General features: G+C 52.6%; 18 protein-coding genes and 1 riboswitch. Of the genes, 7 read left to right on the top strand and 11 right to left on the bottom strand.

Going from position 1 to position 19,892, the window contains the following annotated elements; genetic code table 11:
* Positions 1–7 precede the first annotated feature (7 nt).
* Positions 8–104, bottom strand: a riboswitch (TPP riboswitch).
* A 578-nt stretch (positions 105–682) separates the two neighbouring features.
* From AC6EMZ_RS07870 to AC6EMZ_RS07860, 3 genes are all read left to right on the top strand, one after another.
* Complete coding sequence (locus AC6EMZ_RS07870; RefSeq protein ID WP_498401921.1) at positions 683–1,192, top strand: hypothetical protein; 510 nt, start codon at positions 683–685, stop codon at positions 1,190–1,192.
* 278 nt (positions 1,193–1,470) lie between these two features.
* Positions 1,471–2,847 carry a diaminobutyrate--2-oxoglutarate transaminase gene (locus AC6EMZ_RS07865; protein WP_498401920.1) on the top strand — a complete coding sequence of 459 codons (1,377 nt, stop codon included), beginning with the start codon at positions 1,471–1,473 and terminating at the stop codon, positions 2,845–2,847.
* Positions 2,848–2,865: 18 nt separating this feature from the next.
* Positions 2,866–4,332, top strand: a complete 1,467-nt coding sequence (locus tag AC6EMZ_RS07860; RefSeq protein WP_498401919.1) for a pyridoxal phosphate-dependent decarboxylase family protein — start codon at positions 2,866–2,868, stop codon at positions 4,330–4,332.
* A gap of 39 nt (positions 4,333–4,371) precedes the next feature.
* Here AC6EMZ_RS07860 and AC6EMZ_RS07855 read toward each other — a convergent pair whose 3' ends face one another.
* From AC6EMZ_RS07855 to AC6EMZ_RS07840, 4 genes are all read right to left on the bottom strand, one after another.
* The gene (locus tag AC6EMZ_RS07855) at positions 4,372–4,881 is read right to left on the bottom strand and encodes a protein disulfide oxidoreductase (protein ID WP_498401918.1); all 510 of its coding nucleotides are present in this window, start codon (positions 4,879–4,881) and stop codon (positions 4,372–4,374) included.
* Between the two features lie 143 nt (positions 4,882–5,024).
* Positions 5,025–7,223 carry a polysaccharide biosynthesis tyrosine autokinase gene (locus AC6EMZ_RS07850; RefSeq protein WP_498401917.1) on the bottom strand — a complete coding sequence of 733 codons (2,199 nt, stop codon included), beginning with the start codon at positions 7,221–7,223 and terminating at the stop codon, positions 5,025–5,027.
* A gap of 15 nt (positions 7,224–7,238) precedes the next feature.
* Positions 7,239–7,673, bottom strand: a complete 435-nt coding sequence (locus AC6EMZ_RS07845; protein WP_498401916.1) for an arsenate reductase/protein-tyrosine-phosphatase family protein — start codon at positions 7,671–7,673, stop codon at positions 7,239–7,241.
* The gene (locus AC6EMZ_RS07840) at positions 7,673–8,812 is read right to left on the bottom strand and encodes a polysaccharide export protein (protein WP_498401915.1); all 1,140 of its coding nucleotides are present in this window, start codon (positions 8,810–8,812) and stop codon (positions 7,673–7,675) included. The genes AC6EMZ_RS07845 and AC6EMZ_RS07840 overlap by 1 nt, the downstream gene beginning before the upstream one ends.
* 463 nt (positions 8,813–9,275) lie before the next feature.
* On the opposite strand from AC6EMZ_RS07840, the gene AC6EMZ_RS07835 reads away from it, so the two are divergent.
* A complete protein-coding gene (locus AC6EMZ_RS07835) occupies positions 9,276–9,608 on the top strand; it encodes an RcnB family protein (protein ID WP_498401914.1) in 333 nt (110 codons plus the stop codon).
* 84 nt (positions 9,609–9,692) lie between these two features.
* Here AC6EMZ_RS07835 and apbC read toward each other — a convergent pair whose 3' ends face one another.
* Positions 9,693–10,802, bottom strand: coding sequence for an iron-sulfur cluster carrier protein ApbC (gene apbC, locus AC6EMZ_RS07830; RefSeq protein WP_498401913.1), 1,110 nt, complete (start codon positions 10,800–10,802; stop codon positions 9,693–9,695).
* A gap of 167 nt (positions 10,803–10,969) precedes the next feature.
* On the opposite strand from apbC, the gene metG reads away from it, so the two are divergent.
* On the top strand, positions 10,970–13,003 hold the full coding sequence (metG, locus tag AC6EMZ_RS07825) for a methionine--tRNA ligase (RefSeq protein WP_498401912.1): 2,034 nt from the start codon (positions 10,970–10,972) through the stop codon (positions 13,001–13,003).
* A gap of 32 nt (positions 13,004–13,035) precedes the next feature.
* Here metG and AC6EMZ_RS07820 read toward each other — a convergent pair whose 3' ends face one another.
* From AC6EMZ_RS07820 to AC6EMZ_RS07810, 3 genes are read right to left on the bottom strand one after another with little or no spacing between them, the layout of a single operon-like run.
* Positions 13,036–13,503, bottom strand: a complete 468-nt coding sequence (locus tag AC6EMZ_RS07820) for a YehS family protein (protein ID WP_498402299.1) — start codon at positions 13,501–13,503, stop codon at positions 13,036–13,038.
* Between the two features lie 46 nt (positions 13,504–13,549).
* The gene (gene btsR / locus AC6EMZ_RS07815) at positions 13,550–14,269 is read right to left on the bottom strand and encodes a two-component system response regulator BtsR (protein WP_498401911.1); all 720 of its coding nucleotides are present in this window, start codon (positions 14,267–14,269) and stop codon (positions 13,550–13,552) included.
* A complete protein-coding gene (locus AC6EMZ_RS07810; RefSeq protein ID WP_498401910.1) occupies positions 14,263–15,951 on the bottom strand; it encodes a LytS/YhcK type 5TM receptor domain-containing protein in 1,689 nt (562 codons plus the stop codon). The genes btsR and AC6EMZ_RS07810 overlap by 7 nt, the downstream gene beginning before the upstream one ends.
* A gap of 219 nt (positions 15,952–16,170) precedes the next feature.
* Between AC6EMZ_RS07810 and mlrA the strand changes: the two genes are divergently transcribed.
* Together mlrA and AC6EMZ_RS07800 are read left to right on the top strand one after the other, a co-directional pair.
* Positions 16,171–16,902: an HTH-type transcriptional regulator MlrA gene (mlrA, locus tag AC6EMZ_RS07805; protein ID WP_498401909.1), complete on the top strand. Its 732-nt coding sequence runs from the start codon at positions 16,171–16,173 to the stop codon at positions 16,900–16,902.
* A gap of 79 nt (positions 16,903–16,981) precedes the next feature.
* Positions 16,982–17,095 carry a protein YohO gene (locus AC6EMZ_RS07800; protein WP_498401907.1) on the top strand — a complete coding sequence of 38 codons (114 nt, stop codon included), beginning with the start codon at positions 16,982–16,984 and terminating at the stop codon, positions 17,093–17,095.
* Here AC6EMZ_RS07800 and AC6EMZ_RS07795 read toward each other — a convergent pair.
* From AC6EMZ_RS07795 to AC6EMZ_RS07785, 3 genes are read right to left on the bottom strand one after another with little or no spacing between them, the layout of a single operon-like run.
* Positions 17,070–17,807, bottom strand: coding sequence for an ABC transporter permease (locus AC6EMZ_RS07795; RefSeq protein WP_498401905.1), 738 nt, complete (start codon positions 17,805–17,807; stop codon positions 17,070–17,072). The two genes, AC6EMZ_RS07800 and AC6EMZ_RS07795, sit on opposite strands and share 26 nt — an antisense overlap.
* Complete coding sequence (locus AC6EMZ_RS07790) at positions 17,791–18,741, bottom strand: ABC transporter ATP-binding protein (RefSeq protein ID WP_498401903.1); 951 nt, start codon at positions 18,739–18,741, stop codon at positions 17,791–17,793. The genes AC6EMZ_RS07795 and AC6EMZ_RS07790 overlap by 17 nt, the downstream gene beginning before the upstream one ends.
* Positions 18,734–19,891, bottom strand: a complete 1,158-nt coding sequence (locus AC6EMZ_RS07785) for an ABC transporter permease (protein WP_498401901.1) — start codon at positions 19,889–19,891, stop codon at positions 18,734–18,736. Before AC6EMZ_RS07785 ends, AC6EMZ_RS07790 begins: the two co-directional genes overlap by 8 nt.
* Position 19,892 lies beyond the last annotated feature (1 nt).

Below are 19,892 nucleotides of genomic sequence, written 5' to 3'. Positions count from 1 at the left end.
CGATAACCGGGAAGGCATCTGACTTCCCTACGCTGGCATTATCCAGATCAGGTGGTACGGGTATTTCTCAGCCTTCACGTAGAAGGGCACCCCGAGTCATTGTGTAAAACAAAATATTTCAGCTAGCGTAGAAGATGCCAGCAACGAAAGCAAGTACCTCAAGCTACCGTTTATTAATCACCTCGCTCAACCTAACGTAAAAGGCTTCAAATAATGTCTACATTAAAACACATTGATTATATAAAGATTAATTTCGCCCATCCTACTATATATTCTTCAAAATAAACCCACTCACTTAGTAAGACATTGAGATACAACACGTTATGTTGCAGATGGGATTAATCCTGGCTTATTACCGATTCGTGTCAAACCTGATCTACATCAAGATTATCAGCCTCACCTTACGGGATAGTAGCCCGGCGTAGCTATTACAGATACGCGCTGAATGTAATAAAGTACAGAGGCGAGTAATTGAACATTAATTATCACTCACGTCTTTGTCTATAATCATAATGATGGTAGCCAATGTTAAAAACAATTATCGCTTCGGCAATAGTCTCTATTGCACTTGTCGCTACAGGCGTTTTTATTGGTGTCATATATAAAAATACGGTCATCAGTCTGGCGGGTAACTGCCAGGACGAGTAACGTCAGTTTAAGCACATAGAATTAGGGTAAGTTAATGAAAAAAATATTAATGGTATTCATCACCGCCACGTCTGTTATTGCGCTTTCGGGATGCACAACGGAATCACAGCGTATCGCTAACTGTACCAATACCGGCGTGAGTCTTGATACCTGTTATAAGGTCGAACACGATAACCAAAATGTGAGTCGTGCTGCTGCACTTCAGAACGCCTATCAGCGCTCCGATGAATACGCAAAACAATACGATGCTAAACATCATCACCAACATGTTGACCAACATGCGCAGGCGGCACATGTTGCTGACCCTTTGCGCGAGGCGTCATTCTCTGCGAATGGAATCAACGCCACGGTGAGCAACGGCTTCTTTACCGCGACAATCAATGGCAAAAAAGCGACGGTTAAACGTTTTAATGCCAATGCCTATGAGCTTAGAGGCGCAGGCTACATCCTCTCTGTTACGCTTGATGAAAACGGTATTACGGATGCCTCCTGGAATAAAACCAAAGGGCGAGATCACGGCCTGCTGCAGGTTGTACAAAAATAATTGTATCGTCAGCCCTATTCTTCATAGGGCTTAATATTATCTGGCGTAATAATTTTACATAGGTTTACGCCCGTCATGCCTTAATAAAACCACATCAAAAACAATGGCTAACCCCCCTTCACTCAACGCATTTTTATTGTAACAAAACAGTAAACAAATTAACCATTGAGCCACGTGCCAAAAGGCTCTATATTGGCCCCGATTTTTCCATGACCCATCTTTCTTTTAACTATTTATTCAATCGAGGCGCTAAAGGCAGCCCCGGTTGTGGGAGTGATATGATGACGGATAAAGTCCGTATTGACACCGCAGATGCCCATAAAAGCAACGAAACCTATCTGGCCCGTCAGGCCGAGTTTGAATCGAACGTCAGGAGTTATCCTCGCAAACTGCCTTTAGCGATTACTAAAGCAGACGGCGTGTGGATAACCGATGCAGATAATAAAGAATACCTTGACTGTCTTGCAGGCGCTGGCACCCTCGCGCTTGGCCATAACCATCCTGATGTGCTGAAAAGCATCCAAAATGTCATTACCAGCGGCTTGCCGTTACATACACTGGATCTGACGACTCCGTTGAAAGACGAGTTTTCTGAATACCTGCTCTCCCTGCTACCAGGTCAGGGCAAAGAATATTGCCTGCAGTTTACCGGCCCATCCGGCGCTGACGCCGTTGAAGCTGCGCTGAAGCTTGCAAAAAAAGTGACCGGTCGTAGCAGCATTATTAGCTTCTCCGGCGGCTATCACGGCATGACCCACGGTGCATTGTCCGTTACGGGCAACCTGTCGCCGAAAGAAGCGGTCGATAACATGATGCCGGAAGTGCAGTTCATGCCGTATCCGCACCAGTACCGTTGCCCACTGGGTATCGGCGGTGACGCGGGCGTGAAAGCGCTGACCTATTATTTTGACAACCTGATTAACGACGTGGAAAGCGGCGTACGTAAACCTGCGGCGGTGATTCTGGAAGCCGTTCAGGGTGAAGGCGGCGTTAACCCGGCCCCTGCCGAGTGGCTGCAACGCATCCGCAAAGTGACTCAGGAACACGGCATTCTGCTGATCCTCGATGAGGTTCAGGCAGGCTTTGCACGTACCGGTAAGTTCTTCGCGTTTGAACACGCGGGTATTGAGCCAGACATCATTGTGATGTCCAAAGCCGTTGGCGGCGGTCTGCCGTTGGCCGTTCTTGGCATCAAAAAGCAGTTCGATGCATGGGCTCCAGGCCACCATACCGGTACTTTCCGTGGCAACCAGCTGGCGATGGCTACCGGCCTGACCACGCTGAAAATCCTGAAAGATCAGAACATCGCTGACAAAGTGGCCGCTCAGGGCGAATGGCTGAAAGATCAGTTAACCGAACTGCAGAAACGTTATCCGGTGATCGGCCACGTACGTGGTCTGGGCCTGATGATCGGTATCGAGATCGTTAAACCGAACGAAGCCGCTGACCATATGGGCTGCTTCCCGGGCGATGGCGACTTGTCTGCGCTGATCCAGAAGAAATGCTTCGAAGCAGGTTTAATCCTGGAGCGCGGTGGTCGTGATGGTGTTGTGTTGCGCCTGCTGCCGTCCTTGCTCATTAACGAGCAAGAGCTGAAAGTATTCCTGGATAAATTTGAGCAAGCGTTGCTTGCCGCGGGCGTTCGCCCGGTATAACCGGAGTTGTTGACAAAGATGTCTGATTCAAACCCAATTCTGTCGTCTTCGGCGCAAAGCATCGAAGCGTACAAGCAGGCAATCGAGCAGAGCAGCCAGGCCGTTATGCAGTGGCTGCAGCAGTCCGAAATGTATCAGGGGAAAACGGTCGCGGAACTGCGCGAGAATATCTCCCTGAGCTTCGGTCAGAAAGGCCTCGGCAACGAGGCCGCGATTGCGCGTGCCGTTGAGTATTTCCTGAAAGACAGTCTGTCCGTACACCATCCTCAATGTGTGGCGCACCTGCACTGCCCAAGCCTGGTGGTAAGCCAGGCAGCGGAAGTGCTGATTAACGCGACCAATCAGAGTATGGATTCCTGGGACCAGAGCCCGTCTGCAACCATCATCGAAATCAAACTGATTGAATGGCTGCGTACCCGCGTGGGTTATCAGGCTGGCGACGCCGGCGTGTTCACCAGCGGTGGAACCCAGAGCAACCTGATGGGGCTGATGCTGGCACGTGACGCGTTCTTTGCGCGTCAGGGCCACTCCGTCCAGCAGGATGGTCTGGTGGGCGATCTGCGTAAGATCCGCGTGCTGTGCTCCGAAAACGCGCACTTCTCCGTGCAGAAAAACATGGCGCTGATGGGCCTGGGTTATCAGTCCGTGGTTCAGGTTAAAACTGACGAATTCTCGCGCATGGATCTGACCGATCTGGCAGCGAAAATTGCGCAGTGCCATGCTAACGGCGAACAGATTCTGGCGATTGTGGCCACAGCGGGTACGACCGACGCTGGCGCTATCGATCCCCTGCGCGCGATCGCTGAACTGGCGGCGAAGCAGAATATCTGGGTTCACGTTGATGCGGCCTGGGGCGGCGCGCTGCTGATGTCCGAAAAGTATCGCGATTACCTGTACGGCATCGAACTGGTGGATTCCATCACCCTGGACTTCCACAAGCAGTTCTTCCAGACCATCAGCTGCGGTGCATTCCTGCTGAAGGAAGCGCGTCACTACGAGCTGATGCGTTATCAGGCGGCGTACCTGAACTCTGAGTTCGACGAAGAGCAAGGCGTACCGAATCTGGTGTCTAAATCACTGCAGACCACACGTCGCTTTGACGCGCTGAAGCTGTGGATGAGTCTGGAAGCGCTGGGTCAGGAGCAGTATGCCGCGATCATCGATCATGGCGTCACGCTGGCGCAGCAGGTTGCGGCCTATGTGCAGGATCAAGAGGCGCTTGAACTGGTTATGCAGCCGCAGCTGGCGAGCGTGCTGTTCCGCTTCCGTGGGCAGCAGACGCTAAACGATGCCGCCGTTGCATTGTTGAACCAGAGAATTGGTGATGCATTGCTCGACTCAGGCCGCGCTAACGTGGGCGTCACTGAGCACAACGGTGTCACCTGCCTGAAGCTGACCCTGCTTAACCCGACCGTGACGCTGGAGGATATAAAAATCCTGCTGTCTCTGGTTGAACGCACAGCACAAGAAATCCTGGCAAAATAAACGTGTATTTCGCCCTCTCTTAACGGGGAGGGCGAAATATTAGCGCCAGACCCCAGCCCACCACATCCGCCATTTTATACCCCAATAACTCGTCCATCCCGTAGTCGTGCTAAGCACCTCCCCTTTTGACACCACAACTAATGTAGGCGTCACACTGACCTGCCACCGCTGGGAAATCGCGCCACTGTTATCGTTAACCACCGGCATCGTTAGCTGTTTTTTATGCATCCACCGGGCAAGCTTCTCATCATCACCCGAACGTAACGCGACGCTGACCACGTTACCGCCCTCTTTCGCTAACTTCTCCACGGCAGGTGTGGTGTATCGACAAATCCCACACCAGGTGGCCCAGACGTATATCAGAAGCGGTCTTTGCTGGCTTAATACGGCAAGATCAATGCGGTCACCCGCGATGGTTTGCAGCGCTGTGTCAGTAAACTCAGCCGGTAGTGTCGGTTTGCGAAACTGATCCATGCCCCAGACAACCAGCCCCACCAGCAAAGCCAGTATGAAGAGCTCACGCAACCCGCGACGAAATTTACCGATCATTGTTTCTCCTTTGGCCCCTTCCCTTGATGAGGCTTATCTTAAGGAGCGATAAGCAATTGGCAATTATTACGCTGTAAAGAAGTGTCGGCTGGCGAAATTACCCGCTTTATGCAAGCGGGTTTTGGAGGGGATTGCGAGGGGGATTATCGCTTATCTTTCTGCGTTTCTGTCACGTAGCCGTAATCATAGTGACTGTAGCCCGAGGTGTAATACAGTGCGGCCGATTTCACGACGTCATTGAGAATGACGCCATCAACCTTCACCCCCACATGCTGAAGACGTTTTTGGCTCAGCCGAATCTCTTTGATGCTGGTTATGCCAAAGCGAGCAACCAGCAAGGTGGTTCCGACCCTACGCCCCACCAGTGCGGCATCGGTGACGGCGAGAATAGGTGGCGTGTCGACAATAACCATGGCGTAGTGATCTTTCGCCCACAGTAAAAATTGCTGGAATGATTCGCCCATCAATAGTTCCGAAGGATTAACGGGAACCTGACCACAGGTTAGAACGTCTATCCCCCCTGCGGCATAATGCTGAATCGCCGTTTTATACTCCGCCTGCCCCTGCAATATCCCGGACAAGCCGCACTGATTATTTAGGCCAAAGATGTGGTGAACATACCCTTTTCGCATATCTGCATCGATGAAAAGCACCTTGTGACCCGCCTTGGCAACAACCGCCGCCAAAGAGGTGCTGACCAGCGTTTTACCGCAATCCTGCGTAGGACCGGTAAGCATCAATATCTGATTATCTGCCTCCATCATCGTAAAATGCAGGCTAGTCCGCAGGCCGCGAATCGCCTCTACAAATTGATCGACAGGTCTGTCTACCGGCAGGAAAGGCACGCTGGAGGTTTTATGTTTGATACGGGAGCCAAAAGAATATCTGCCGCGTAAGCGCGTTGCTTTCCATAGCCATACCGAACGCGGCAACGTTGCAAATAACGGAATGCCCAGGGCTTCAAGATGTTCCGGATTGTCGATGCCACGCTTCAAGGCCATACGAAGCAAGACGATTCCCGATGAGAATACCAACCCGAACACCAGCCCTAAAACCACGATCAGTGCTTTATTCGGTTTGATCGGATCCGGTTGAGCCACGGCGGGATCAATAATGCGCACATTCCCAATCGCGCTGGAGCGTGAAATGCTGAGCTCTTGCTGGCGAGTCAGTAATTGTAGATAAATCGCTCGCCCGGAATCAACATCTCTGCTGAGGCGCAAAATCTCCTGCTGCGTCGATGGCATAGCGGTCACGCGCTGATTTAAGCGCTTCTTTCCATTTTCCAGCGTTTGTCGTTTCTCAATGAGCGCCCGGTAAGTTGGGTGATCTTTTTTGAAGAGCTGAGAAATCTCCGCCTCGCGGAAAGTCAGTTCGTTGAGTTGATTATCGACGTTAACGATCTGCTCCAGCACCGATTTTGCTTCAAGCGTTAAATCGACCGAATCACGCTGCTTACGGTAGACGTTCAGTCGTTCTTCAGCGATATCGAGATCGTTTCGAACCTGCGGCAGTTGCCGCTGTAAGAACTCAAGGCTTCTGGCATCCTGAGCCTCCTGACGGGCGATGTTTTGTTGCAGATAGTTATCCGCAATACTGTTTAATATTTGGGCGATCTGCGCGCGATCAGCACCGGTCAGTGACAAATTAAGGATGCCGCTCTGCTTGCTGGCTTCAGCCACCACGAGTCTCTGGCTGAGTGCGTTGATGCTTTCCAGAATAGTCTTCTCACTGAGCGTGAACTGCGTGCCGGGCGCGGCCGTCATCGTTTCGACCAAAAGGGATACGCCACCTTTCTCAAAAGAGGTACCGACTTTTCCTTCACCCTGAAAATCATCGCCTTCTACCCGATAACGCCCCTTTTCAAGAACGGTCAGTAGCAACGAGCCACGCTCGTTATCAACCGTCGGGATATCCAGATGGACGATGTTCAACGTAGCCGGTTTTTGCCGGATAAGTCTTGCCCACGCGCGACCCACAACAGGGAAATAACGCACCTTGACGATGTCATTCAGATGCAGGTCTTGCACGGTTTTTCCGATAATCATCCGCGATTTGAGCAACATGATTTCCGGGGTCGCATCGGGTGAACTATCCGGGCTCAACTGGCTGAGGCTTTTCAGCAAGCCATTATCCTGCTTACCCTCTACCTGCACCAAAGCATCGGCTTTATATATCGGCGTCGCGAGAAGGGCATATCCCCCTGCGCAGACCGTAAACAGTAAGGTGATACAAATAATAAGAAGACGATGGTCGATCAGTTCACCCAACAGGCGAACCAAATCTATCTCATGAGTTTCCGAGGCTGGAACATCATAAGCATTTGAAGTAGTTGACGACATTAGCGCGCTATCCCTTTATTGACGCAATTTTAGAGCCCATTTCTGGCTCGCTCTGCCAAGCAGTCCAAAGACGTACTCATACGCTTCATGACTCTTACAGTAAGGATCGGGTATTTCGCGCATTTGCATCCATTGTCCAAACAGGAGCGCCTTGCCTCTGATTTCCGGTGCAATGGTTGAGATATGGTTAAGATGCCCGGGCTCCATCGCCAGAATCAGATCGTATTCGCGCATCATTTGAACGTTTAGCTTACGGGCCTGATGACCTTCCAGCGATACCCCGTGAAGCGCCGCGATTTCCTGTGCACGCGCATCTGCAGGGCGCCCTACCAGCCCACAAATGCCGGCTGAATCAACGATGATTCCGGGCATATGCTGACGAAGCAGGCGCTCCCCCGTTGGCGAGCGACAGATGTTTCCGGTGCATACCACTAAAATTGACTTAAACATTATTCTGGCCACGACTTAATGAAACGTGCCGTTTCGGTCAGGTCATGCACACCGCTGATCGTTGGAACTAGTTGAGAAATAACACGATTCCAGCGCGATATTGGCGCCGTGGTGACATAGACAATATCGTAAGGTTCAAGCTGGAATTCGGTTCCCAAAACCAGCGCTGAAGCATCTTTGGCATCAAGCTGATAAATGCTGGCGATTTTCCCTGCCTGAGGGGTTTTTGACGCTGAGCGAATCACAAAAATGCCCGTGGCATCAGCCATGTTTTGGTTCAAACCACCTGCATTCCCCAACGCCTCAGCGAGCGTCATTCCGCTGCGATCCATTTTGAGTGTGCTCTGTTTTTCGACTTCGCCCATCACAAATACTTTTAATGCGTCGTTGCGTGGGACAAATAAAATATCCCCGGGATAGAGCAATTTGTTCTGCGTCAGGTCGCCATGCTGCATCAACGCATAGAGCGAGACGCGCGTATCCTGCCCCTTATGCGTTAACACGACATTTCGCCAGTCCGCATCCGTCGACAGGCCCCCTGCCGCATTGACGGCGTCCATGACGGTAAGCGGAATATTGGTGATAGCCTGCTGCCCTGATTTTTGAACTTCGCCCGTCACATAGGCTTTTTGCGATCGAAAAGCCGCCACGCTCACATCAACCTGTGGGCTTTCAATGACACTGTCCAGGCGTTTGGCGACCTCTTCGCGCACCTGAGAGGCCGTTTTACCCGCCACGCGGAGCTTGCCAATATAGGGATAGAAGATGGTTCCATCCGAATTGACCCAGTTACCCGTATCGCTTGCGCTACGATACTGCCCAGCAGGTGTCGTGAGCTCTGGATGATCCCAGACGGTAATAGTCAAAATATCCCCCGTACCAATGCGGTATTCCCAGTTCTTTAATTGCTCATCCAGAGTAGGATTTGGCTGAGATTTCAGGGAGTCAGGGCGTAATTTTTCTATTAGTGAAGGCGTGACGGGATAAACATCAACCCTTTTATCAAGTTGATAGTGGGTATCTGTATCTTCAATAACATTTTTACCCGACACGCTAAGATGCTGCCCAGGAGAAAAGACACAACCTGTCAACGGAATTATAACTAATGCTAAAAAAGGGAACGCTACTTTATTTTTCATTTATATTAACAGGTCTTAATAATACTCGCGGCATCAGATTGCACCAACATACCAGCACGCATATAAATATCTATTTTTCATATGAATATGACAAATCCGCCATAATCGGAAAATAAATAATGCTTTAAAAAGCACTGATAGTCGAAATAGTAGTCAGTTAAGGAGGGTGAAAAACAATCACCTGGAGCCAATATTAAAGGCTGAGAGCATTAAACGCATATAGTTATAAGTACATTTTTGTACCCAAAATACGTTTTTCAGAATTTGTTAGCAAAAACATAATTTAAATAATTGATTCGAGTGCAATTGATTTACGCAGTGTATGATTAAGCATTGCAAGAGCCCGTTCAGATTTGTTACATTTTTTTTCGAACAAGCTCAACGCCGATACATAGAATAGGCTGCTGGCCGCAGGTAGGCCGAGGGTTTAAAGTATCAGTAAAATGGTTTAACTGGAGAAAAAATGGCTAAGTGTAAATTGCTGCTTCTGGGTGTGTTGATGTCAATGGCGGGTGCTGCTTACTCTGCCCCGCAAACGGCTGTCGCGCCCTCTGGTATCCAGGCCTATGAAGAACAAGAGTTCATTGCCGATTTCACTAAATTCAAAATTGGCGACACCGCCCCGGCGCAATATCAAACGCCTGAATACACCATTAAGCAGTATCAATTGCGTAACCTCCCCGCACCAGATGCCGGTACGCACTGGACCTACATGGGCGAGAACTATGTCCTGATTGGTGATGCAGACGGCAAAATCCATAAAGCCTATAACGGGGATATTTTCTATCACCGCTAATCCATCACTTAACACGGTGAAGCACTTTCATTCGTTGCTGATGCATGACAGGCTGCTCTGACGAACAGCCTGTCAGTTGCGCGATTACACCGCGCGGAAGGCAATTTCACTCGGAATGACTTCGCCCTGCCAGTACATCTGCGCCGCAACGCGACCTGCCAGCTGACGATACATCTCAGCAAACTCACTTTCGGGACGGCTAACCACTGTTGGCTTACCGCTGTCCAGATCTTCACGTAAGGTGATGTGCAACGGCATCTGACCGAGCAGCTGCGTATGATATTGCGCAGCCAGTTTTTCTGCGCCACCGGTACCGAAAATTGGCTCATGGTGCCCACAGTTGCTGCAAATGTGCATGCTCATGTTCTCGACAACGCCGAGTACCGGCACTTCCACTTTTTCGAACATCACGATGCCTTTTTTGGCGTCGATCAGCGCGATATCCTGCGGTGTTGTCACCACGACTGCACCTGTGACCGGGATATTTTGCGCCAGCGTCAGCTGAATATCCCCGGTACCTGGCGGCATATCAAGCACCAGATAATCCAGATCCGGCCACATCGTTTCTTGCAGCATTTGCAGTAACGCTTTGCTGGCCATCGGACCGCGCCAGACCATGGCGTTATCGTCAGTCACGAGATAACCGATCGAATTCGTTGCCAGTCCGTACGCCATAATCGGTGCCATGTGGGTTCCATCCGGCGACGTCGGTCGCTGATTTTCCGCACCCAGCATGTTTGGAATGGATGGACCGTAAATATCGGCATCCAGAATGCCGACCTTCGCCCCTTCGGCGGCCAGCGCCAGCGCCAGATTGACGGCGGTAGAAGATTTCCCAACCCCACCTTTGCCGGAGCTAATAGCGATAATATTTTTAACGCCGTTAACGCCTGGCTGATTTTTCACGCGCTTGAGCGTGGCAATGCTGTGCGTCAGCTTCCAGTCAATCGCCTTGGCGCCAGTGATACGTAGCAGATCGGAACTGCACTGCTCTTTTAGCGTCTCAAACGCATTGCTCCAGACAAACGGCATTTGCAGTTCAACGTGCAAAGTATCATCCAGCCACGCGACGTGGTGCAGCGCTTTGAGCGTCGTAAGATTATGCTTCAGTGTTGGATGCTGAAAATTAGCCAGCGTCCCGGCGACCATTGCTCGTAAGGCTTCCGGTGATTTGGCCTGGGATTGAGAACTCATCCCGACTCCTTTGTTGTTGTTCGGAAAAAAACATTCGTAACTACCAAGTTTACCCCAGAGGACACAATTATTCATTTAAGGATTGATGCCCTTATTTCTTGGCGTAGTTATTCCCTTTCGGGTAACATCAAAAGCCCTTTTTACAGCTATAAGAAGTAATGCCCACTATGACTCAAGTCGCGAAAAAAATTCTGGTAACGTGCGCACTGCCGTACGCAAACGGTTCAATCCACCTCGGCCACATGCTGGAGCATATCCAGGCTGATGTCTGGGTCCGTTACCAGCGAATGCGCGGCCACCAGGTAAACTTCATCTGTGCAGACGATGCCCACGGCACGCCAATTATGCTGAAAGCGCAGCAACTGGGAATTTCTCCAGAGCAGATGATTACCGAAATGAGTCAGGAGCATCAGACCGATTTTGCTGGCTTTGACATTAGCTACGATAACTATCACTCGACGCACAGCGACGAGAACCGCGAGCTGTCTGAGCTGATTTACACCCGCCTGAAGGAGAACGGTTTTATTAAAAACCGTACCATCTCTCAGCTGTACGATCCGGAAAAAGGCATGTTCCTGCCGGATCGTTTTGTGAAAGGCACCTGCCCGAAATGTAAGTCTCCGGATCAGTACGGTGATAACTGCGAAGTGTGCGGCGCGACCTACAGCCCAACCGAGCTTATCGAGCCGAAATCCGTGGTATCCGGCGCGACGCCTGAAATGCGTGAATCCGAGCACTTCTTCTTCGATCTGCCGTCCTTTAGCGAAATGCTCCAGGCGTGGACTCGCAGCGGCGCGTTGCAGGAACAGGTCGCGAACAAAATGCAGGAGTGGTTCGAATCCGGTTTACAGCAGTGGGATATTTCCCGCGATGCGCCGTACTTTGGCTTTGAGATCCCTGATGCACCGGGCAAATATTTCTACGTCTGGCTGGATGCGCCAATTGGTTATATGGGTTCGTTCAAGAACCTGTGCGACAAGCGTGGCGACACCCTAAGCTTCGACGAATACTGGAAGAAAGACTCTGACGCCGAGCTGTATCACTTCATCGGCAAAGACATTGTTTATTTCCACAGTTTGTTCTGGCCTGCCATGCTCGAAGGTAGCGGTTTCCGCAAACCAACCAACCTGTTCGTTCATGGCTACGTCACCGTCAACGGCGCGAAGATGTCCAAATCTCGCGGCACATTCATTAAAGCCAGTACCTGGCTGAACCACTTTGATGCCGACAGTCTGCGTTACTACTACACGGCAAAACTGTCTTCCCGTATCGACGATATCGACCTGAACCTGGAAGATTTTGTGCAGCGCGTTAACGCCGACATCGTGAACAAAGTAGTGAACCTGGCGTCCCGAAATGCAGGCTTTATCGGCAAGCGTTTTGACGGCGTATTGGCAGCTGAGCTTGCCGATCCTCAGCTTTACAAAACCTTCATCGACGCTGCTGCAACCATCGGCGAAGCATGGGAAGCGCGCGAGTTTGGTAAAGCAGTGCGTGAGATCATGGCGCTGGCAGACCTTGCTAACCGTTATGTCGATGAGCAGGCTCCGTGGGTGGTGGCGAAACAGGAAGGCCGCGATGCGGATCTTCAGGCTATCTGCTCAATGGGGATTAACCTGTTCCGCGTGCTGATGACGTATCTGAAGCCGGTACTGCCGACGCTGTCAGAACGTACAGAAGCGTTCCTGAATACCGAACTGACCTGGGATGCCATCCAGCAGCCGCTGCTCAGCCACAAAGTGAACACCTTTAAAGCGCTATACAACCGCATCGAAATGAAACAGGTTGAAGCGCTGGTTGAAGCGTCTAAAGAAGAAGTGAAAGCCGCCGCAGCACCGGTGACCGGTCCGCTGGCTGACGATCCGATTCAGGAAACCATCAGCTTTGACGATTTCGCCAAAGTCGATCTGCGCGTAGCGCTGATTGAAAACGCAGAGTTCGTCGAAGGCTCAGACAAACTGCTGCGCCTGACGCTGGATCTCGGCGGTGAGAAACGTAACGTCTTCTCCGGCATTCGCTCAGCTTACCCGGATCCACAGGTGCTGATTGGTCGCCAGACAGTGATGGTTGCCAACCTGGCGCCGCGTAAAATGCGCTTCGGTATTTCTGAGGGAATGGTGATGGCCGCAGGCCCCGGGGGGAAAGATATCTTCCTGCTTAGCCCGGATGAGGGTGCAAAACCTGGCCAACAGGTGAAATAACAAAAAAGCCGGAGATAATCTCCGGCTTTTTTTTAGGCTTTTTTGTGCATTCGATTCGTCAGCCCGCGCAGGAAGTAGCGCAAAAACTGATCGCCGCATTCGCGATAATTCTTGTGGTCCGGCGCGCGCATCATGGCGGTAATTTCCGGCAACGATACGCGGAACTGCTGCTCGGTCAAAATCGCCAACACGTCGTCTGTTTTGAGCGAAAACGCAATGCGCAGCTTCTTGAGTACAATATTGTTGTTGATTCGACGCTCGGGAGAGAGTGCTGGCGTAGACTCATCCTTGCCGCGCTTCTCGTAAATCAAACCGTTCAAAAATGAGGACATGATGATGTCCGGGCAACGCACAAAGCCCTCTTCATCTTCTTTTGTCACCCACTTTGCGATATCCGCGGAGGTAACCTCAACGTCAGCCAGCGCGAGAATGCGCACCAGATCGTTGTTATTGCATTTCAGGATGTAGCGCACGCTACGAAGAATGTCATTACTTACCATAGTGCCTTCAGCTTTCGGTGATGCGATGGGGCGCAGTGTACCAGTTTTATAACCCAATCGCCTCCTTCAGGCTTTTGAGGTAGCGTCGGCTCACCGGCACCGTTTGACCGGCCTTCAGCACCAGTTCAGCCTGACCATTTTCTTCCAGACGGATCTCTTTAAGGTGCGCCATATTCACCAGATATTGTCGATGGCAGCGAATCAACGGTGTTCGGCTCTCAAGCGTTCGCAACGTCAGCTCGGTAAATCCTTCACTCCCTTCAGCGCTGGTCACATACACGCCGCTCATACGGCTGCTGACAAACGCAACGTCGTCCATCTGCAACAGATAAATTCGGCTATGCCCGGTACAAGGGATAAATTTCAGCGTCTGCTGGTGTTCGGGGAGCAGCGTGACGTCCTGCACGGTGCGCTCCTGGCGCAGGCGATTGAGCGTCTTTTCAAGACGCTTTTCTTCAATCGGCTTCAACAGATAATCAAAAGCATGCTCTTCGAAAGCCTTCACCGCATATTCATCAAACGCGGTGAGAAAGACGATATACGGGCGATGTTCAGGGTCCAGCATTCCCACCATTTCCAGGCCACTTATACGCGGCATCTGGATATCAAGGAATAGCACGTCCGGGCGCAGCTTGTGCACCGTACCAATGGCTTCGATGGCGTTGGCACATTCACCGACTATCTCAATGTCGGTTTGCTCCTGTAGCAGGATCCGCAGATTTTCCCGCGCTAACGGCTCATCGTCGACAATCAGCACTCTCAGCATGCGTTTTCCTCCAGGGGCAATCGTAGGGTAATACGGGTAAATTTATCCGGCTCGCACGCCGCGGTGATCCCGCAGCCATCGCCAAAGTGGGCCCGCAGACGTTTATCCACCAGCGTCATGCCCAATCCGCTGGACTCAGCGCCGGGCTGATAGAGTCCGGCATTATCTTCGATATCCAATACCAGATGGTGATTAAAGCGACTGGCAGTAATGCGGATTTCACCAATGCCCAGCAGTTGTGACGTTCCGTGTTTGATAGCATTTTCGACGATCGGTTGCAGCGTAAACGCCGGAAGATGCTGATACGCCAGTTCATCCGGCACGGATAACGACACCTGCAAGCGAGACTGGAACCGCGCCTTTTCGATTTGCAGATAGGCATTCACATGCTCAATTTCATCGGCCAGCGTGACAATCTCCGACGGACGTTTCAGGTTTTTACGGAAAAAGGTCGACAGGAACTGCACCAGTTGCGCAGCCTGATCGCTGTCGCGTCGGATCACCGCTTTTAACGTGTTGAGCGCATTGAACAGGAAGTGCGGATTTACCTGCGCGTGCAGTAGTTTTATCTCTGACTGGGTCAGCAACGCTTTCTGGCGCTCATACTGTCCGGCCAAAATCTGCGCCGAAAGCAGCTGCGCAATCCCCTCCCCCAGCGTACGGTTGATGGAGCTGAACAGACGATTTTTTGCTTCGTATAATTTAATCGTCCCCATCACCTGCTGATTTTCACCACGCAGCGGGATCACCAGCGTCGAACCGAGCTTACACTGGGGATGCAATGAGCAACGATAGGGAACTTCGTTGCCATCGGCGTACACCACTTCGCCAGTTTCGATAGCGCGCAGCGTGTAGGTTGATGAAATCGGCTTGCCTGGTAGATGATGGTCGTCGCCTGTGCCGGTGAAGGCCAGCAGCCGTTCGCGATCGGTTATTGCCACCGCACCAATGTCCAGCTCCTGGTACAGTACCTGTGCCACCTTCATGCTGTTCTCTTCGTTAAAGCCCTGGCGCAGGATCCCCTCGGTCGAGGCGGCGACTTTTAAGGCCGTGGCGGAAAACGCCGAGGTGTATTTTTCGAACATGGCGCGCTTGTCCAGCAGGATGCGCATAAATAGCGCCGCCCCGACGGTGTTCGTGACCATCATGGGCGCGGCAATATTACTGACGAGATGCAGGGCATCTTCGAACGGGCGCGCAATCAACAAGATGATCAGCATCTGCGCCAGTTCAGCCACAAGGGTAATGGCTCCTGCGGTGAGCGGGCTAAAGACTTTATCCGGGCGGCCGCGCTTCACCATATAACTGTGGACCAGACCGCCGAGCAAACCTTCTACGATCGTCGAGATCATGCAGCTCAGCGCCGTCATGCCGCCCATTGAGTAACGATGTAATCCGCCGGTTAACCCCACCAGACCACCGACAACCGGGCCACCAAGCAGCCCGCCCATCACGGCACCGATGGCGCGAGTATTGGCGATAGAGTCTTCGATATGGAGACCAAAATAGGTCCCCAAAATGCAGAAAATGGAGAAGGTCACGTAGCAGAGCAGTTTGTGCGGAAGACGTACCGTCACCTGCATCAGCGGGATGAACAATCGCGTCTTGCTCATCAACCACGCAATGACCAGAAAAACGCACATCTGCTGAAGCAGCAGCAACACCAGATTAAATTCGTACATACCCAGAAACCGCACTCTCTAAAAACGCGTAACATACACTGATGCGACCTAACTTTCTTTGAAGCATTCCAAAAAAGCCGTAATTCGTGCCTGGCATCACATCCTTTCGCCGAAGATAATTCATCCTTCGCATTATTTGGTTAAAAAACGGCCAATTCTTCCTGGTTCGCGAATCAGCGTCTACAGTTATTCTGGGGACGCGTAAGCCAGGGGGCGAACATGGCGCTTTACACGATCGGGGAAGTGGCACTCCTGTGTGATATCAATCCTGTTACCCTGCGGGCGTGGCAGCGACGTTACGGTTTACTCAAACCGCAGCGAACGGATGGCGGGCATCGCCTGTTTAACGATGCCGATATCGACCGGATCCGCGAGATCAAAAGCTGGATCGATAACGGTGTGCAGGTCAGCAAGGTCAAATCACTACTCTGCGAAGACGATCCCGAAACGCAAAGCGAGTGGCGTGAGCATCAGGAGACGTTGTTGCGTTTTCTGCAAGCGGGCAATTTACAGCGCCTGCGTCTGTGGATTAAAGAGCAAGGGCGCGATTACCCCGCACAAACGCTGATTGCTCATCTTTTCATTCCACTGCGCCGTCGACTTCAGTCCCAGCAACCGACCCTGCAAGCCTTACTGAGCATGCTGGACGGCGTGCTGATTAATTACATTTCAGTGTGTCTCTCCTCTGCGCACAAGAAAACCGGCAAAGACGCGCTGGTGGTGGGCTGGAACGTGCATGACACCACTCGACTGTGGCTGGAAGCCTGGATCGCGACGCAACAAGGCTGGAGAGTGGACGTGCTGGCGCATTCGTTGCCGCAGCTTCGTCCCGAGCTGTTTGAAGGACAAACGCTGCTGGTCTGGTGCGGCGATATTCCCACCGCAGCTCAGCAACAGCTGCTGAGCGAGTGGCGCGAACATGGGTATCCTGTTATCACCCTTGGCCCATAATCCGCCATAACGGCATTTAATGGTTCATTAACAGGCGTGCTTCACCGTATAATTACGCGGTTAACAAAAGGAGCACATTATGCAGGCAACCAAAGTCGCCGTTATCACCCTCTTCGTTTTGATGGCCGTCAGCGGCATCGGCGGCGTTATGCTGGCCGGTTACTCATTTATTGTGCGCGGCGGTGTCGGCTGAGGTAGTGCGCCAGACGTTCGAATCCTCTGTCAACCACGATCGCGGCTAAGGCCACCAGCACGGCGCCCTGTAAAATATAGGCCGTGTTGAATCCGCTCAACCCTATGATTATCGGTGTGCCTAACGTGTTGGCTCCCACCGTTGAGGCAATTGTCGCGGTACCGATGTTAATGATCACCGAGGTTCGAACGCCCGCCAGGATCACCGGAGCCGCCAACGGCAGCTCCACATTTCGCAGCCGCTGTCCGGCGCTCATGCCCATTCCTTCTGCCACGCTAATGACCCCAGCGGGAACCGCCGTCAGTCCGGCAAGCGTTGCCTGTAAAATCGGTAATACGCCGTAAAGTATCAGCGCAATAATGGCAGGCTCCTGTCCAAATCCTATCACCGGTACCGCAATCGCCAGCACCGCAACCGGCGGAAACGTCTGGCCGATCGCCGCGATAGTCTCCACCAATGGCCGAAACTCTTTGCCAGCCGGACGGGTCACGATAATGCCCGCACCAACGCCCAGCACCATCGCTACCACGCTTGACACCCCAACCAGCCAGAAGTGCGCCAGCGTCAGGCTGATAAAACTCTCCTGCAAATACACGGGCCGAGGGAGTTCGGGGAATAAAGCGCTAAACAGCCAGCCGCTGTGTGGCATCAGAAATAAGAGTGCGACAAAGCACAACACTAGCCAGAGTAGCGGATCACGTATCCATTTCACGTGCAACCTCCCCCGCCAGCAGATCGCGAAAATGCAGCGTACCGCACGGCGCGCCCTGGTCATCGACTACAGGTAATACTTCGCACTGGCGGGCGACAAAAACAGAAAGCGCATCGCGCAGGCTCATCTGCGCGCGTAACGGCTCGCCCTCTACAGCATGAGCCTGTGGACGCATATAGTCATTCACCGTGCGCAGTGAAAGCAGCCGCACGCCCAGCTCGCTGCGCCCAAAGAACTCACGGACAAAATCGGTGGCCGGATGCGTTAATAGCTCCAGCGGCGTACCCTGCTGCACCACTTCTCCGTGGTCCATCAGCACCAGCCGGTCGGCCAGGCGTAGGGCTTCATCAATATCATGAGTCACCAGGATAATGGTGCGCCCAAGGATGCGATGAATGCGGGTCATCTCCATTTGTAACGCGCTGCGCGTCACCGGATCCAGCGCGCCAAAAGGTTCATCCATCAACAACACCTGAGGATTCGCCGCCAGCGCGCGCGCCACGCCAACGCGCTGCTGTTGACCGCCAGACAGTTGATGCGGATAGCGGTGACGCAAAATTGGCTCCAGCCCCAGTAGCGCCATGAGTTCATCCACACGATCGGCTATTTTCTGTCGCGACCATTTTTGCAGTTGCGGCACTGTGGCAATGTTCTGAGCCACCGTCCAGTGGGGAAAAAGACCGATGGACTGAATGGCGTACCCCATCCGGCGGCGAAGCTCCAGTATCGGTAGGCTGCGGATCTCTTCCCCGGCAAAGCGGATAAGCCCGCTGTCATGTTCCACCAGGCGGTTGATCATCTTTAAGGTGGTCGATTTGCCCGATCCGGAGGTGCCGATAAGTACCGTAAACGCCCCTTCTTCAAATCGTAGATTCAGGTTGCTCACCGCCGGCTGTCCGGCAAAGCTTTTATTTACATCGTGAAATTCAATCATTGTTTCTCCCCTTGAGCAGGGCCAGCCACAAGGCAAAGAGTGCGTCAATGATCACCGCCAGGGCGATCGTCGGAATAACGCCCAGCAAAACTAAATCCAGTGCGCTGCTGAGAAGCCCCTGGAACACCAGTGCGCCAAAGCCACCTGCGCCAATCAGCGCCGCAATCACCGCCATCCCCACCGTCTGTACCGCAACCACTCGCAGGCTGCGCAGCAGTACCGGTAAGGCAATCGGTAGCTGAATCTTCCAGAAGCGCTGGCTTTGACTCATCCCCATGGCGTTTGCGCTTTCCAGCACATCCGGTGATACCTGGCTTAATCCCGCCACCACGCCTCGCGCAAGCGGTAGCAACGCATAGAGCACGAGCGCAATCAGCGCTGGCGTCATCCCCGTCCCGGCAATACCCAGCGAGGAGAGCAGCGGAAAGGTCTTCACCAGCCCCGCCAAAGGCGCGATCAACAGGCCGAACAGCGCAACGGAGGGAATAGTTTGAATAATGTTCAGTACGGTGAATACCGGCCCTTGACGCGCGGGATGGCGATAACACCACAGGCCAATCGGTACGCCGATAAGCAATGACGGGAGCAAGGTGCCGAACAAAATGGTCAGATGCTGTAGAAAGGCATCATCGAACACGTCCTGCCGGTTCGCGTACTCTTTGAGCAGGGAGAGAGAGTTGAGTTCACCGCTAAATAACAGCCCCAGCGGTAGGATCCAAATCTGGGCGTGCAGGAGCCAGCGCCAGAAGGGCTGGTGAGTCAGGCGTCGAATGACATCGCTACAGGCCAGCAGGCATAACGCCATCCACAACCATAGCCCGCTGCCTATCGAGGTACGCGCAAGCGGGCTTTCCGTGTTCGCCAGATGGGTAGCTGCCTCGCCCGCGCTCCAGGTCAGCACCCCAAACAGGAGCTCACACGCTATCAGCGTCAGAATAAGCGGCAACCGCCCTTGCCGCAGCGCGAGCGTCGCAACAAAACAGATCGCCAACGCCAGCAGGAGAGGCGCAAACGGCCAGACCTGCCAGACAGCACGCCCCTCACCCGACATCAGGCGGTTGGGGGAAAAGTTTACATACGGGAGCGCGCACGCCGCCAGCGCAAAGAACACCAGAAGCAGCAGTACGCGGTTATGACATTTTATCGGCACA

Source organism: Enterobacter sp. SCRI0065, assembly GCF_059766475.1.
The sequence above is the reverse complement of the archived record's forward strand: the minus strand, read 5'-3'. Positions and strand labels throughout refer to the sequence as shown.